Origin of the sequence: Rhizobacter sp. J219 (genome assembly GCF_024700055.1) — a bacterium.
GTDB lineage: Bacteria > Pseudomonadota > Gammaproteobacteria > Burkholderiales > Burkholderiaceae_C > Rhizobacter.
The window spans coordinates 4,814,878-4,830,037 of the sequence record NZ_JAJOND010000001.1 but is presented as its reverse complement, the minus strand read 5'-3'; the positions used below and the strand labels follow the sequence as shown (position 1 = coordinate 4,830,037).

Sequence of the window (15,160 nt, the reverse complement as noted above, 5' to 3'; positions counted from 1 at the left end):
GGGAGGTCCTTCCGGATGGAGGCGTGCGCACCGCCGCCTGGCCGCTGCTCAGGATACCAACGGATCATTCGCGCGCCGTGGCGCTTGCGGCACACTGGCCGCCACCAGGCCCTCGGGCCGCTCGCGATGCAAGGGATCGACTGCGCCATGAACCGACGACACCTTCTCTCCAGCACCGTGCTCGTGCTGCCGTGGCCCGCGGTGCGGGCGTCCGACGGCTTCACGCTGGTGACCGAATCGCTGGCGCAGGCCGAACGCGAACACGTGGCGCGGCACGGCGCCGATGAGCCGCCGCCCAAGCGCGTGCGTTCGCTGTTCCCGGCCATCAAGGTGGTCGCACCGCGCGCCACCCGCGACGACCTCGTCTCGCCACTGCGCATCGAGCTGCTGTTCGAGACCTCGCCCGACGCGCGCATCGTGCCGGCCACCTTCCGGGTGCTGTACGGGATGCTCAAGTTCGACCTCACCGACAACGTGCGGCAGAACGCCACGCTCACCGAACGTGGCCTGCTCGCCGAGAAGGCGGCGGTGCCCAAGGGCAGCCACCGCCTCTTCCTGCAGATCGGCGACGACAAGGGCCGTGTCACCGAGCAGGAGCTGCGGGTGAAAGTGGGCGGCTGAGCCGCCCTGTCACCCACCGCCCCGCGACGTCAGACCGCGGCCGTGGCGTCGCCGGAGGCGGCGGCCAGCAGCCGCGCCACCAGCTCGACCTGGCGCTTGGCGCCGGTCTTCTCGTAGAGATGCTGCAGGTGGGTGCGCACGGTGGACATGCGCACCTCCAGCGTGTTGGCGATCTGCGCCGGCGACGCACCTCGCGCGAGCAGGCGCGCGACCCGTGCCTCGGCGGGCGTGAGGCGCCAGCGCGAGCGCAGGCTCGCATCGTCGTCGCCGCGCTGCGGGCGCAGGGTGGCGATCGCGACCGCGTGCCCCGGCTCGCGCGCCTCGGTGCCCGGCAGGCGGTTGAAACCGAGCACCGACCAGCCCTCGTCCTGGCCGCCCACGCCGGTCTGCGACACCCCGCCCTGCAATGCGCGGCCGATGTCGTCGGCCACCTCGCACCAGCGTGACTGGCGCCGCACCTGCAGGCGGCCGAAGGCATCGCAAGCCAGCAGGCGGTGCTGCGCGACGAGGCGCCGGGCCGCGGGGTTGAGGTCGACCACACGGCCATCGGCGGCCACCGCGAACACCGCCTGGTCGCAGCTGTCGAACAGCTGGCGGCCGATGGCGGCGAAGGTTTCGATCAGGGAGGTGGGGTTCATGGCAAAGGCTCCGGGCGCTGCGAGTTGTGAGGTCAGCCGCCCTTCTGGGGGCGGGCGAGTGTCTTGAGGGCAAAGCGGCCGTCGTCCTCGAACAGCCAGGCCTCGACGAAGCCGTTGACGCGCAGCTCCTCGCGCAAGGCCTCGGGCCATGCATCGGGCAGGTCATGGGGCACAGAGACGCGGGCCACACTGTCGAGGGCCTTGCGGGTCAGCTCGGGGCGCAGCGGGTTGTCGCGCAGCACCTCGGCCTGCCAGCAGCCACCGTCGCCCAGCCGCACCCGCAGCACCACCACCGCGCGCAGCAAGGGCTGCGGGGCCTGGTGGTGCACATCGGCAGGGGCGCTCGCGTAGAGGCGGTGGGCGAAGTCGGCGCGGCTGTCGGCCACGGTCTGGGCCTGCGCGCGAACGCTGGCGAAGCCGGCGCACAGCGCAAGGGCGGCGGTGAAGGCGGTCAGGTACTTCATGGCAGGTCCTCTCGAAGGGGTGGTGCGATGGCGTCCATTGCACCGCCGCCGCCTGCCGGGGCGAAGTAGACCGAGGTATACCTTCAGCGCCCTTCAGCGCACCTCGTCGACCGACGCGAGTGCGGCCCCGTAGGCGTCGGAGCAGGCGCTGCCGCCAGCGCAGGCGCCGGGCGTGCCGTCGACGAGCACGGCCTGCAGACGGGCGCGGCCCCGCTCGTCGAGCAGCGTCTTGAGGAATGGACCCGAGGGCTCGGCCGCCAGCCCTGACAGGTCGCGCGGGCTGTCGGTCACCATCACGAGCAGCGTGTTGCGCCCCGGCGGGCCGCCGGCCACGATCTGCCAGCGCGGGCGCGGCAGGCGCAGGGTCTGGCCGGCCCGGATGCGGTTGTCGCCGTCGAGCGCGTTGGGGAACAGCAGGTACAGGCTCTTGCCGTCGGAGCCGGCGAGCGCCACGTAGACATGGCCCGCATGCAGCGACGTGACGCGCAGATCGAGCGCATCGTGCTCGATGCGCAACGAGGGCTGGGCCAGCGCGAGGTCGACGAAGCGCCCACCATGGCGCTGCCGGTACACCTCGGCCAGCACATCGGCGGGGGTGGCCGTGGCGAGCCCGGCGCCCGTGGGCGGCAGCTGCTCCCAGGCCGGCACGAAGGCCGGGTTGCCGGCCACCGTGAGGTGCTGGCCGGTGATGCCCGGGTGCTGCACCAGCGCTGCACTCAGCCGCGCCTGCGCGCACTGCGTGACCTCTTCAACGGTGATGGCGCCGCTGCCGTCGAGGTCGCGCGCCTCGCCCAGCAGGCAATCGCGCCAGGCCACGGTGGCCAGCCCGCCGCGCGAAGCGCTGTCGAACGACAGCTCGTCGGGCCGGCTGGCCGCCACATGCACCACGTTTTCCATCGCCCCGCCGCCCTGCTGCAGCACGAGCGCGAGGCCCCGCGCGCGGAAGTTGCTGGGCACGGCGCAGGCCTCGGGCGAGGGCGCGAGCGTGAACTTGGGGGTGAGCGTCTCTGCCGGCTCGGCGGTGCGGCGGGTGCGCACCGCCGCACCGGCCACACCACCGGAGAAACAGGCGTCGTAGAAGACGAAGAGCTTGTCGACCTTGTCGGCGAGCGGCTTCATCAGGCCGGCCAGTTCGACGTTGGTGATGGTCTGCGCATCGGCCGCCAGCAGGCCCTCGGTGCAGCCGTCGCGCCGGGTACCGGGATCGAAACTGCGCGTGCCGTGCCCGGAGTAGTAGACGAACACACGGTCGCCCGATGCCACACGCTGGGTCAGCGCATGCAAGGCTTCGCGGATGCGCGGCGCGGTGGCCTCGGCGTCGCGCAGCACCGTCACCTGCGCGTCGGGGATGGCCATCGCGCGGGCGATGCGCCGTGCGCTCTCGACGTCGTGACCCACGCCCGGCAGGCGGGGAATGGCCGGCTGGCCGTAGTCGCCGATGCCAATGACCAGCGCATGCCGCGTGGTGCGCGGCACGGCCGCATCACCACGCGACTGCGCGGCGGCAGATGAGGCGGGCACCAGCCAGGCCGCCAGCGCCAGCCCGGCCAGGGCGGCGAACGCACGCATGGTCTGGACCCGCCTCATCGCGCCGCCGCCGTGCCGAGGTTGACGATGTGCACGCGCCGGTTCTCGGCGGCCAGCGGGTCGGCCGGGTTGGCCGGCTGCTGCGCGCCGCGCCCGACGGTCGTGATGCGCTCTCCAGCCACGCCGTGCAGTTGCAGGAAGCGCCGCACCTCGTCGGCACGCGATTGCGACAGGCGCAGGTTGTAGCCCGGCGCACCCTGTGCATCGGTGTGGCCCTCGACGAGAAAACGGCTGCCGGCGAGTTGCGGCGAGCGCAGCGCGGCGGCGAGTCGCATCAGCTCGGCCACCCCTTGCGGGCGCAGGCGGGCGGAGTCGAAGTCGAACTGGATCGCCATCGACAGGCTGGGCGGTGCGGCCGCAGCGGTCGGCGCGCTGGCCGCGCCCGCGTCGGACGACGGCAGCTCGCGCACGATGAGGTTGCGAGAGCTGCGGGTGGCCGGCGCTTCGGCGGGCCTGGGCGCCAGCGCGTCGATGATGCGCTGCGTCTCGGCATCGGGCGCGGCCGCCGGCTGGCCGTGCGCCTGCGGCAGCGCGTCCCACCCCGCCACCAGCAGCACGGCCGCAGCAACGAAGGCCTCAGCGCGCCTCATGGCGGATCACCGCGACCGTGGAGGTGACATCGTTCAGGCGGTAGTCGGCCGCACCGGCAAACGACATGGTCTCGTCGGGCTGGGCGAGGTTGACCAGCGCCTTCGGCTTCAGCGCCCCGCTGGCCGCCGCCTGCACCACCGGGTTGGGGCCACGCCCGCAATCGGGCAGCTTGCCGGCGAAGCGCGGCGCCCAGGCCGCCGCCGCCGAGCCCGGCGGCAGGCAGGGGTAGAAGTAGAAGCGGATGATCTCGGCGCCCGGCCGGCCCACGAGCTTGATGCCGAGGTCGCGCGGCAGGCGGTTGAGCTGGTCGGGCAGCACGGTGTAGACGCCCAGGTCGGCGACCTGCCCCGTCGGGTCGATGTTTTCCAGCCGCACCTGGCCCGGCAGGTTGGTCGAGTAGAGCAGCGCAAACACGTCGCCGGTGTGCAGCACGGGCGCCTCGCCGGTGCGCAGCTCGATCGGCTTGACGACCGCAAACGACTGCGGGTCCAGCTGCTGCAGCGCATACCCCACCACCGGCGCGAGCGTGGTGCCCTCGGCGAGCGGCAGCGCGGTCGGCGCCGCCGCGGGCTCGCGCTCCAGCAGGCGGCGAAAGAGCCCGAGCGGCGAATCGCCGAAGAGGTGGTCGGTCACCATGCCCGCCACCTGGTTGAGCACGAAGGCGAGCAGCGGCGAGACCTTGGGCTGCGGTGTGTCGTCGGCCACCGCCGGCGCCGCTGGGGCGGGCGGTTTTTCATCCGCGGCCAGTGCCGGCCCGGCACCGCAGGTGAGCGCCAGCGCCAGCATCCAGGTGGGCAATCGCATCATGGCGTTGGGTGGCTGAGTCATGGTGCTGGCCATTCAAGCACGCGTCGTACCGGCCGGGAGGTAGCCCTTGGTCTACCGCGCGCTCAGCCTCCCCGCCGCGGCACCCGTCTCACCGCGACGAGGCGCAGCGATTCGCGGTCGGTCGGGCGTGAGTTCTGGGTCATGCTGATGTCGTTGCGCACGAGGGTCATGGTCGTGGGCTCGATCCACATCGTGCCGCCCATGAAGGTGGTGGCCACCCCGGGCAGACTCGACTCGCCGCGGCGCTCGATGCGGTAGGCCTTGAAGGTGCCGGCCGGCACCGTCACCTCCTCGAAAGCGGCCACGCGAAACTCGTAGAAGTTGGTGGCCGGCGGCTGGCCTTCGACGGTGTTGGTGAACGCCGAGCGCCAGCGTTTGCCCAGCGCCAGGTCGGACGGCACCATCAGGATGCCCGGGTCCTTCACGCCGCGCGAGTTCTTCAGCACCGAGCCCATCTGGTCGAGGATCTGCGCGCCGTGGTTGATCTCCACCCGATCGGCGTCTGCAAACGTCACCCGCTGGGTCAGCCGCCGGGCCACACCCGAGAAGCCGTCGACCACGTCGTACACCAGCTCGTCGCCCAGCTCGAAACGGTTGACGCCGGCCGGCAGCGGGATCACGCCTTGCGCATTGGGCTGCGCACGCACCTGCGTCCGCTGCAGCTGCTCCAGGCGGAACTGCGCCTGCTCGCTGATGAGGCCGCTCGGGTACTTCTGCAGGTAGGCGTAGAAGTCGTCGGGGCGGGTGGAACCCTTGATGCGGTCCCAGTCGGCCTTCTCGCGCAGCAGCGCCGCCTCGACCTTGCGCAGGTCTTCCACTTCGCGGGCGCGTACCGCGGCCTTGGGGTCGAAGGAGAAGTCGTCTTCCAGGCTGGTGCTCTCCCACGGCACCTGGCGGCCCTCGCTGCTGCGGCGCACCTGCAGGCGCACCCGCTTGAACACATCTTCGATGCGCGCTCCGGGCTGCTGAAGCTCCTTCACCAGGTGCTGCGTGTAGAGCCCGTTGCCGGTTTTCGCGTCGCCGTCTTCGGCCACGTTGCCAGGCGCCGTGGCATACGCGAGCAGGGTGCCGGGCGGGGCGTCCATCTGCGCCAGGCCCTTGGCGCTGCCGGTGGCCCCGAAGGGGTTGTCGCGGCAGGCATCGAGCACGACGATGTTCATGCGGTTGCCGGCGCTCTTGAACGCATCGACCACCTGCTGCACGTCGACCGCCTGCTGGCGCACGTCTTGTGCACTGGCGAGCTTCGCATCCACCGGCACCATGTAGTTGCGCCAGTCGAGCTGCAGGCCGTGGCCGGCGTAGTACAGGAGGCCCACGCCGCGGCGGTCTTTGAGCTGATCGCGCACCTGCGTGATCGCCTGCTCCATCTCGGCTTTCTTCGCGTCGCGCACCTCCACCACCGAGAAGCCCATGCCCTTGAGGGCCTCACCCATCGCACGTGCGTCGTTGAGCGGGTTCAGGAGGGGTGCGGCGGCATAGGCGGCGTTGCCGATCACAAGCGCCACGCGCAGCTCGGCGGGCGACAGGGCCACGGCAGGCATGGACACGAGAACGCAGGCCGCCATCCAGTGGCAGGCCTTTGTCTTTGCACGGGTTCGGTGGCTCATGTTCATCTGCTCCCAGTTCAAGGCCCCGGCCGGGGCCCCCGCGTCATGCGCACCAGCCGCATCGATTCGCGCGCACCGGGGCCGCGGTAGCTGATGTCGTTGCGCACCATCATCATCGTCGCCGGGTCCACCCACATCGTGCCGTCCATGAAGACCGACGGCTGGCCCGGCGGCCGCGCCTCGCCGCTGCGCTCGATGCGAAAGGCCTTGAAGGTGCCGGCCGGCACCGTGACCTCTTCCAGCGCCACCACCCGGAACTCGTAGTAGTTGGTGCTGCCCTTCGAGTTGGGGTTCATGCGGTTGATGAAGGCCGACTGCCAGCGTTTGCCCACCGCCAGGTCGGCGGGCACCATCAGGTAGCCCGGGTCTTTCACGCCACGGCGGTTCTTGATGACGGTGCCCATCTGGTCCATCACCTCTTCGCCGCCATTGATCTCGACGCGCTGCGCGTCGGCATGCGTGACACGCTGGGTGACACGCCGCACCTCGCCGCTGTAGCCGTCGATCACGTCGAAGACGAGCTCATCGCCCAGCTGGTAGCGGTTGGCCCCTGCGGCCAGTGCCACCACACCCTGCGCCCCGGGCCTGGCGGCAACCTGTTGCTTCTGCAGCTGATCGAGCCTGAACTGGGCCTGCTCGCTAACGAGGCCGCTCGGGTGCTCTTGCAGGAAGGCGTAGAAATCTTCCGCGCGGGCCGAGGCCTTGATGCGGTCCCAGTGCTGCACTTCGCGCTGCAGGCGGCTTTCCACCGTCTCGAGCGAGGGCCGCTCGCGCCCGCGCGAAGCGGCCTTGGGATCGAAGGAGAAGTCGTCTTCGAGACTGGTGCTCTCCCACGGCACCTGCCGCCCTTCGCTCCCACGCCGCACCTGCAGGCGCACGCGCTTGAACACGTCTTCGATGCGCGCCTGCGGCTGCTGCATCTCCTTGACCAGGTGCCGGGTGTAGAGGCTGTTGCCGGCCTTGGCATCGCCATCCTCGGCCACGTTGCCCGGCGCGGTGGCAAACGCGAGGAAGGTGCCGGGCGGGGCGTCCATCTGCGCCAGGCCCTTGCCGCTGCCGGAGGCGCCGAAGGGGTTGTCGCGGCAGGCGTCGAGCACGAGGATGTTGGTGCGGGTGCCGGCGCTCCTGAACGCATCGACCACCTGCTGCACGTCGATCGCCTGCTGGCGCACGTCTTGTGCGTTGGCGAGCTTGGCATCCACCGGCACCATGTAGTTGCGCCAGTCGAGTTGCACGCCGTGGCCGGCGTAATACAACAGGCCGATGCCACGGCGGTCTTTCAGCTGCTCGCGCACCTGGGTGATGGCCTGCTCGATCTCGGCTTTCTTCGCGTCGCGCACTTCCACCACCGAGAAGCCCATGCCCTTGAGGGCCTCGCCCATCGCACGGGCATCGTTGAGCGGATTGGCCAGCGGAGCCGAGGCGTAGGCGGCGTTGCCGATCACCAGCGCCACGCGCAGCTCGGCCGGGGCCTGGGCGGAGGCGCTGAACGAGATACACGCGGCCAGTCCGACGACTTGCACAAGTTTTTTCATCATGAACCTCGGTGACGCGACACCAACTCGCGGATGAGGACGTCCGGGGCGGCGCCGGGTGACGCCCTGCGCTCGACGCGCAGCTTGACCGGCAGGCCCCACTCGGGCTGGAGCCAGCTCGTGCTGTGCACGCGCAGGCCGGTGTCGTAGACCATCTCGATCTCCACGCGGTAGGCCTCGAAGCGGCCGTTGGCGAGCTCCACCGTCTCGTGGGCGGCGACGCGGCTGGTGTAGTCGATCCAGCCGCTGCGCCCATCTTTCTCGGTGCGCAGCGTGCGGCCGCTCCAGCGCCGCCCCACCTGGTAGTCGGCACCCGGCACCAGGACGAGCGGCGGGTCGTAGGTGTGCAAGGCATCTTTGACCACGGCCCCCGCCACGGTGGACGCGCCTTCGGTGCGAGCCCCGAAGATGCCGGTGTATTCGGCAATCCCGTCGGTCACACGGTTGACACGCACCGTGCTGCGGTAGCGCTCGATGCCGGTCAGTCCATCGAGGTAGCGCATCTCATAGCGGTCCCCCGTGCGAAAGCGCCCTGCCGCCGCCGGCTGCACCGACCCATCACGCGCGGCTTGCGGCCGCAGGCCGGGCTCGTCGAGCAGATCGAGACGGGCCTGCGCCAGCTCGGCGATCGCGCCCGACGGGTAGGCCTGCAGGAAGGCATAGAAATCGCCGGCCTGGCGCGAGGCCTTGATGCGGTCCCACGCCGTCTTCTGCTGCAGGAACAGTTGCTCGGCATTGGGGGCCGGCGCCGCCGCGCCGCCGAAGATGAAATCGTCTTCCAGGCTGGTCGACTCCCACGGCACCTGCCGGCCCTGGCTCTGCTGCCGCACCTGCAGGCGCACGCGTTTGAAAACTTCTTCGATGCGGGCGTGCGGGCGGCGCATCTCCTTCACCAGGTGGCCGGTGTAGAGGCCGTTCCCGGTGGCCGCGGCCGAGCCGTCTTCCGCGAGGTGGCCGGGCGCGGTGGCATAAGCGAGCAGCGTGCCGGGCGGGGCGTCCATCTGCGCGAGGCCCTTGCCGCTGGCGCTGCTGCCGAAGGGGTTGTCGCGGCAGGCGTCGAGCACGACGATGTTCATGCGGGTGCCGGCGTCGCGGAAGGTGTCGAGCACCTGCTGCACATCCAGCGCCTCCCGGCGCACGTCGGCGGCGCTGCGCGGGCGGGCGTCGACCGGCAGCAGGTAGTTGCGCCAGTCGAGCTGCAGGCCATGGCCGGCGTAGTAGAGCAAGCCGATGCCGTGGCGGCCGGCCAGGGCCTCGCGCGCCGAGCCGAGGGCCTTTTCCATCTCGGCCTTGGTGGCATCGCGCGCCTCCAGCACCTGGAAACCCATGTCGCGCAAGGCCTGCGCCATGTCGCGCGCATCGTTGACGGGGTTGGCGAGCGGCGCAGCCTCGTAGCGGGCGTTGCCGATGACGAGCGCCACGCGCAGCTCGTCGGCTGACACGGGGGCGGCCACCCATGCGAGCGCCATGGTCACCGCACACCAGCCTCGACCGATCCACTTCGCTGCCAGCACCACGCCCTCCCCGCCTTGCGAGCCCACGCGCATTCTGAAGGGCAGGCCCCGGCCGGGGCAAGACGGTGCGTCCTCCACTTGGGGGAGGCGCGCCGGACCTGCCGTTCAGCCGATGGCGGAGAGTTCGGCCTCGACCTGCTGGGCGGTGATGAACTGGATCGCGTGCCAGCCGTGGGCGCGGGCGATCTCGACGTTTTTCGCGACGTCGTCGATGAACACCGTCTGCGACGGTTCGATGCCGAAGCGTTCGGTCGCGAGCTGGAAGATCTCGGGCTCGGGCTTGATCAGCTTCACCCGCGAGGAAAACACCCCGTCGGTGAAGCGTGAGAAGAACGCGTGCGTGCTCTCCAGGTGCACCGCGTAGGGCTCGGGCATGTTGGAGAGGAAGTACAACTTGTGGCCTTGGTCGTGCAGACGGTGCAGCAGGTCGACGGTCTCTTTCTGCGCCGCGAGCTCGCCCGGCACCGCGTCGATCACGGCCTGCACCTCGCCCAGCTCGAAGCCGAGCCGCTCGGCGATCAACGGGGCCAGCTCGGGCACCTCGATCGTGCCGCGGTCGAAACGGCCCCAGTCGCCTTCGTAGTTCTGAAAAAATCGAGCACCAGCTGCTGGGCGGCCGCTTCGTCGACAGCGCGGTGCGGCAGGGTGCGCTTGAGCAATTCCTTCGGCCGCCACTGGAACACCACCCCGCCGAAGTCGAACACCACGTGCTTCTTCATGCTCATGCGCGCAGCCTCGCCATGAGGCCCGCGGTCGAGGCGTCGAGCCCGTCCGTGTCACCCGAGGCGAAACGCGGCAGCAGGTCGTTGCACAAGGCCTTGCCCAGCTCCACTCCCCATTGGTCGAAGCTGTTGATGCCCCACAGCACGCCGGCGGTGAACACCCGGTGCTCGTACATCGCGATCAGCGCGCCCAGGCTGCGCGGCGTCAGCTCGTCGAGCATCAGCGTGGTGCTGGGCCGGTTGCCGGGGAAGGTGCGATGGCGGGCGATGGTGGCGGCGTCCAGCTCGGGCGAGGCGGTGGGCGCCTTCTCGGCTGCGGCTGCTTCCGTGCTCTTGCCGAGCATCAGCGCCTGGCTCTGCGCGAGGCCGTTGGCGAGCAGCTTGGTGTGCAGTTCGACCAAGTCGTGCGTCGGCCGCTTGACGAGGATGAACTCGACCGGCACGACGTCGGTGCCCTGGTGGAGCATCTGGAAAAACGCGTGCTGTCCGTTCGTGCCGGGCTCACCCCAGACCACCGGGCTCGTGCCGTAAGGCAGGCGCGCGCCACTGAGGTCGACGCACTTGCCGTTGCTTTCCATCTCGAGCTGCTGCAGGTAGGCCGGCAGGCGGCGCAGGCCCTGGTGGTAGGGCGCGACGCTGCGGCTCGTGAAGCCGTGGAAGTTGCGGTACCAGACGTCGACGAGGCCCAGCAGCACCGGCAGGTTCTGCGCGAGCGGGGCCTCCGCGAAGTGGCGGTCCATCGCGTGCGCACCGGCGAGCAGCGAGCGGAAGTGGTTGGCACCGATGGCAAGGGCGATCGGCAGGCCGATCGCCGACCACATCGAGTAGCGGCCACCCACCCAGTCCCAGAAGCCGAAGGTGGTGCTGATGCCGAACTCGGCTGCGGCCTTGACGTTGGTGGTGGTGGCGACGAAGTGCTTTTGCGTGTCGGTGCCGCCATTGGCGAGGAACCAGGCTTTCGCGGCCTGCGCGTTGGCCATCGTCTCCTGCGTGGTGAAGGTCTTGCTCGCGATGATGAAGAGCGTCTCGCTCGGCTTCAGCCCGCGCAGCACCGGCGTGATGTCGTGGCCGTCGACGTTGGAGACGAAGTGGAAGCTCAGCTCGCGGTGGCAGAAGGCGTCGAGCGCCGGCACCACCATCTGCGGCCCGAGGTCGCTGCCGCCGATGCCGATGTTGACGACGTGGCGGATGCCGCTCTTCGCGGTGTCACGCACGGTCTCGACGTACGCGAGCATGCGGTCGAGCACCTCGTGCACCTCGGCATTGAAGGGCGAGCGGCCTCGCGGTGCACGCAGTGCGGTGTGCAGCACCGCGCGGCCTTCGGTGAGGTTGGCGACGTCGCCGCGCAGCATCGCGTCGCGGCGGGCTTCGAGCTGGCATTCGGCGGCCAGGTCGAGCAGGAAGCGCTGGGTGGCGAGATCGATCAGGTTCTTCGACAGGTCGGCAAACACCTCGGGCGCCTCGACCTTGAAGGTGTCGAAGCGGCCGGGGTCGCGGGCAAAGGCCTCGCGCAGGTCAAGGTCACGGCCGTGGGCTTCAAAGTGGCCGGCCAGTGCCGCCCAGGCTTCGGTCTGGTCGCAGCGGGGAGCGTTCATCGTCGCAGTCACTTCAGGCCCTCGATGATCTTGTCGAGCTTGACGGCGTCGGCCGCGAAGGCGCGGATGCCCTCGGCCAGCTTCTCGGTGGCCATCGCATCTTCGTTGAGCGCGTAGCGGAAGCTCGCTTCGTTGTAGGTGACGGCATGGATGGCCGACTGCCGCGCGGCCTGCGGGTCGAGCCGGCGCTCGATCGGCGCCTCGCTCGCCTGCAGCTGCGCGAGCAGCTCGGGGCTGATGGTGAGCAGGTCGCAGCCGGCCAGCGCCACGATCTGGCCGACGTTGCGGAAGCTCGCGCCCATGACCTCGGTGTCGATGTCGAACTTCTTGTAGTAGGTGTAGATCTGCGTCACCGACTTCACGCCAGGGTCGTTGACGCCCGCGTTGGCCGCTTCGTCCCAGCCGCTGCCGGCCGATTTCTTGTACCAGTCGTAGATGCGGCCGACGAAGGGCGAGATGAGCCTCACGCCCGCGTCGCCGCAGGCCACGGCCTGGCAGAACGAGAACAGCAGCGTGAGGTTGCAGTGGATGCCCTCGTGTTCGAGGATGCGCGCGGCCTGGATGCCCTCCCAGGTGGCGGCGACCTTGATCAGCACCCGGTCGCGGCCGATGCCGGCGGCCTCGTACATCGTCATGATGCGGCGGGCGCGCTGCACGGTGCAGGCGGTGTCGAAACTCAGGCGCGCATCGACCTCGGTCGACACCCGCCCCGGCACGACCTTCAGGATCTCGCGGCCGAAGCGCACCAGCACCTCGTCGACCACCTCGTCCATCGGCCGGCCCTTGTGCGCGGCGACGGTCTCGGCAAGCAGCGGCGCGTAGTCCGGCTGCTGCACGGCCTTGAGGATCAGCGAGGGGTTGGTGGTGGCATCACGCGGCGCGAAGGCCCCGAGCTGCTTGAAGTTTCCGGTGTCGGCGACGACGGTGGTGTATTGCTTGAGCTGGTCGAGTTGGTTCATGTGCGAAGCCCCGTGCTGCGGCGATGGCTGATTAGAACCCGAGCCTGTGACGGGGTTCTGGAAGGCCCCCGAGGTTTGACGCCGCCAAGAAACAGCGGCATCATCCGGGATGAAACAAAGTTACATCGTAGCGCAAGCCATCGCGCAATCAAAGCGCTGCAGAAAGCACCTCAGATGTCCTTCGATCTCGTCTTCTTCGGTGGCACCGGCGACCTCACCTGGCGCAAGCTGATGCCGGCCCTGTTCCAGGCCTTCCGTCACGGCAAGCTGCCGGCCGGCGGGCGCATCCTCGCGGTGGCGCGCGACGAGCAGAGCGACGAGAAGTACCGCGCCTGGCTCAAGGAGCGCTTCCAGGATGTGGAAGGCGCCAAACGCCCGAGCGACGAGGAGTTCTCGCGTTTTGCCGAGCTGGTGCACTACCTGCGCATGGACCTGTCGCAGCCGGCCGACTACGCCCGCCTGAAAGCCTGGATCGAGACGCGCAACGCCGACACCGCGGTGCTCTACCTCGCCACCAGCCCGCACCTCTTTCCGCAGATCTGCGAGCAGCTCGGCGCCGTGGGGCTCAATGCCCCGCACATCCGCGTGGTGCTCGAAAAGCCGCTCGGCCATGACCTCGCAAGCGCCCAGGAGATCAACCGCGTGGTGCGCTCTGTCTTCAGCGAGACGCAGGCGTTCCGCATCGACCACTACCTCGGCAAGCCCTCTGTGCAGAACCTGATGGCGCTGCGCTTTGGCAACGTGCTCTTCGAGCCGCTGTGGCGCCGCGAGAGCATCGCCAACATCCAGATCACGCTCGCCGAAGGCCTGGGCGTGGGCACGCGCGGCGACTTCTACAACCGCACTGGCGCACTGCGCGACATGATCCAGAACCACGCGCTGCAGCTGCTCACGATGGTGGCGATGGAGCCACCGTCGAGCCACGATGCCGATGCGATCCGCGACGAGAAGCTCAAGGTGCTGCGCTCGCTCAAGCCCTTCACCGAGGAGACGGTGGCGCGCGACGTGGTGCGGGGGCAGTACCGCGCGGGCACCGCCGGCGGCCAGGCCGTGCCCGGCTACCAGCAGGAGCAGAAGGTGCCCGCGGGCAGCACCTGCGAGACCTTCGTCGCGCTGCGCACCGAGATCCAGAACTGGCGCTGGGCGGGCGTGCCCTTCTACCTGCGCACCGGCAAGCGGCTGGCGGCACGCGACGCGCAGATCGTCGTCAACTTCCGCCCCACGCCGCACAACATCTTCCCCGGCGTGAGCCAGCCCAACAAGCTCGTGATCAAGCTGCAGCCGGAAGACGGGCTGGAGCTGCACCTGCTCGCCGCCAAGGGCACGGGCCAGCAGGAGATGCTCTCGCCGGTATCGCTCGACCTCGACTTCGACAAGGCCTTCGCCGAGAACCGCGTGGGCGCCTACGAGCGCCTGCTGCTCGACGCCATCGCCGGCAGGCTCAACCTCTTCGTGCGCAGCGACGAGCAGGAGCAGGCTTGGCGCTGGGTCGAGCCCATCCTGCAGGCGTGGGCAAAAGACACCACCGGCCCGCGACCCTACGCCGCCGGCACCTGGGGCCCGGCCGCCGCAAGCGCGCTCGTGGCGCGCGACGGATTTGCCTGGTCCGAGGAACAATAGCCCCCATGCTCGACCGCATCCGCGCCTCCCTGCCCGCGTTGCCGCCTGCCGAACAGCGCGTCGGCAAACTGCTGCTGAGCGATTCGCGCAGCTTCGCCACCCTGCCCGTCAGCGAGCTGGCCAAACGCGCCCACGTCAGCAAGCCGACCGTCGTGCGCTTCTGCCGAAGCGTGGGCTACGACGGGCTGGCCGACTTCAAGCGCAAGCTGGCCGGCAGCGTCAACGAAGGAGTGCCCTTCGTGCACCGTGCGGTGGACGAAGACGACAAGGTCGACGACGTCATCGTGAAGGTGATCGACAACGCGGTGAGCGCCCTGCTCAAGTACCGCAACGACGCCGCTGGCCTCGCCTTCGACCGCGCTGTCTCGGCGTTGGTGGCCGCCGGCAAGGGCGGCCGGCGCATCGAGTTCTACGGCGTGGGCAACTCGGGCATCGTGGCGCAGGATGCGCAGCACAAGTTCTTCCGCCTGGGCGTGAATGCCGCCGCCATCAGCGACAGCCACGTGCAGGTGATGAGCGCCACCATGCTGCAGCCGGGCGACTGCGCGGTGATCATCTCCAACTCGGGCCGCAGCCGCGACCTGATCGACGTGGCCGAGATCGCCCGCAAGAAAGGCGCGACCACCATCTTCATCACCACCAGCGGCTCGCCGCTCGCGGCGATGGGGCAGTCGGGCTCGCAGCAGGTGCTGCTGCCGGTCGACCACCCGGAAGACTTCGACCGCTACAGCCCGATGGTGTCGCGGCTCCTGCACCTGCTGGTGATCGACATCCTCACCACCAGCGTGGCGCTCAAGCTCGGCAAGGAGTTGCGCCCGATGCTGCAGGACATCAAGCGCAACCTGCGCAGCAAGCGTTACGCCGTGCCCACCTGAAGCG

General features: G+C 69.8%; 14 protein-coding genes. 3 read left to right on the top strand and 11 right to left on the bottom strand.

The features are described 5' to 3' along the window. Window positions 1–147 precede the first annotated feature (147 nt). Complete coding sequence (locus LRS03_RS22970; protein ID WP_257828458.1) at window positions 148–621, top strand: hypothetical protein; 474 nt, start codon at window positions 148–150, stop codon at window positions 619–621. 29 nt (window positions 622–650) lie between these two features. Here the strand turns inward: LRS03_RS22970 and LRS03_RS22965 are convergent, their stop codons facing one another. From LRS03_RS22965 to tal, 11 genes are all read right to left on the bottom strand, one after another. After that, the gene (locus LRS03_RS22965) at window positions 651–1,259 is read right to left on the bottom strand and encodes a helix-turn-helix transcriptional regulator (protein WP_257828457.1); all 609 of its coding nucleotides are present in this window, start codon (window positions 1,257–1,259) and stop codon (window positions 651–653) included. A gap of 32 nt (window positions 1,260–1,291) precedes the next feature. Continuing rightward, window positions 1,292–1,723, bottom strand: a complete 432-nt coding sequence (locus tag LRS03_RS22960) for a hypothetical protein (RefSeq protein WP_257828456.1) — start codon at window positions 1,721–1,723, stop codon at window positions 1,292–1,294. Between the two features lie 93 nt (window positions 1,724–1,816). After that, the gene (locus tag LRS03_RS22955; protein WP_257828455.1) at window positions 1,817–3,292 is read right to left on the bottom strand and encodes a caspase family protein; all 1,476 of its coding nucleotides are present in this window, start codon (window positions 3,290–3,292) and stop codon (window positions 1,817–1,819) included. A gap of 14 nt (window positions 3,293–3,306) precedes the next feature. Next, complete coding sequence (locus LRS03_RS22950; RefSeq protein ID WP_257828454.1) at window positions 3,307–3,900, bottom strand: OmpA family protein; 594 nt, start codon at window positions 3,898–3,900, stop codon at window positions 3,307–3,309. Beyond that, window positions 3,887–4,708, bottom strand: coding sequence for a hypothetical protein (locus tag LRS03_RS22945; protein ID WP_257828453.1), 822 nt, complete (start codon window positions 4,706–4,708; stop codon window positions 3,887–3,889). The genes LRS03_RS22950 and LRS03_RS22945 overlap by 14 nt, the downstream gene beginning before the upstream one ends. 83 nt (window positions 4,709–4,791) lie before the next feature. Continuing rightward, window positions 4,792–6,336 carry a caspase family protein gene (locus LRS03_RS22940; RefSeq protein WP_257828452.1) on the bottom strand — a complete coding sequence of 515 codons (1,545 nt, stop codon included), beginning with the start codon at window positions 6,334–6,336 and terminating at the stop codon, window positions 4,792–4,794. 17 nt (window positions 6,337–6,353) lie between these two features. Continuing rightward, complete coding sequence (locus LRS03_RS22935) at window positions 6,354–7,874, bottom strand: caspase family protein (protein WP_257828451.1); 1,521 nt, start codon at window positions 7,872–7,874, stop codon at window positions 6,354–6,356. After that, on the bottom strand, window positions 7,871–9,412 hold the full coding sequence (locus LRS03_RS22930) for a caspase family protein (protein WP_257828450.1): 1,542 nt from the start codon (window positions 9,410–9,412) through the stop codon (window positions 7,871–7,873). The genes LRS03_RS22935 and LRS03_RS22930 overlap by 4 nt, the downstream gene beginning before the upstream one ends. 78 nt (window positions 9,413–9,490) lie before the next feature. After that, complete coding sequence (locus tag LRS03_RS22925; protein ID WP_374685074.1) at window positions 9,491–10,060, bottom strand: HAD family hydrolase; 570 nt, start codon at window positions 10,058–10,060, stop codon at window positions 9,491–9,493. Window positions 10,061–10,106: 46 nt separating this feature from the next. Next, complete coding sequence (pgi, locus tag LRS03_RS22915) at window positions 10,107–11,702, bottom strand: glucose-6-phosphate isomerase (RefSeq protein WP_257828447.1); 1,596 nt, start codon at window positions 11,700–11,702, stop codon at window positions 10,107–10,109. An 8-nt stretch (window positions 11,703–11,710) separates the two neighbouring features. Beyond that, complete coding sequence (gene tal / locus LRS03_RS22910) at window positions 11,711–12,661, bottom strand: transaldolase (protein ID WP_257828446.1); 951 nt, start codon at window positions 12,659–12,661, stop codon at window positions 11,711–11,713. A gap of 174 nt (window positions 12,662–12,835) precedes the next feature. On the opposite strand from tal, the gene zwf reads away from it, so the two are divergent. Beyond that, a complete protein-coding gene (gene zwf, locus LRS03_RS22905) occupies window positions 12,836–14,281 on the top strand; it encodes a glucose-6-phosphate dehydrogenase (protein ID WP_257828445.1) in 1,446 nt (481 codons plus the stop codon). A gap of 5 nt (window positions 14,282–14,286) precedes the next feature. Further along, window positions 14,287–15,156, top strand: a complete 870-nt coding sequence (locus tag LRS03_RS22900; RefSeq protein ID WP_257828444.1) for a MurR/RpiR family transcriptional regulator — start codon at window positions 14,287–14,289, stop codon at window positions 15,154–15,156. Window positions 15,157–15,160 lie beyond the last annotated feature (4 nt).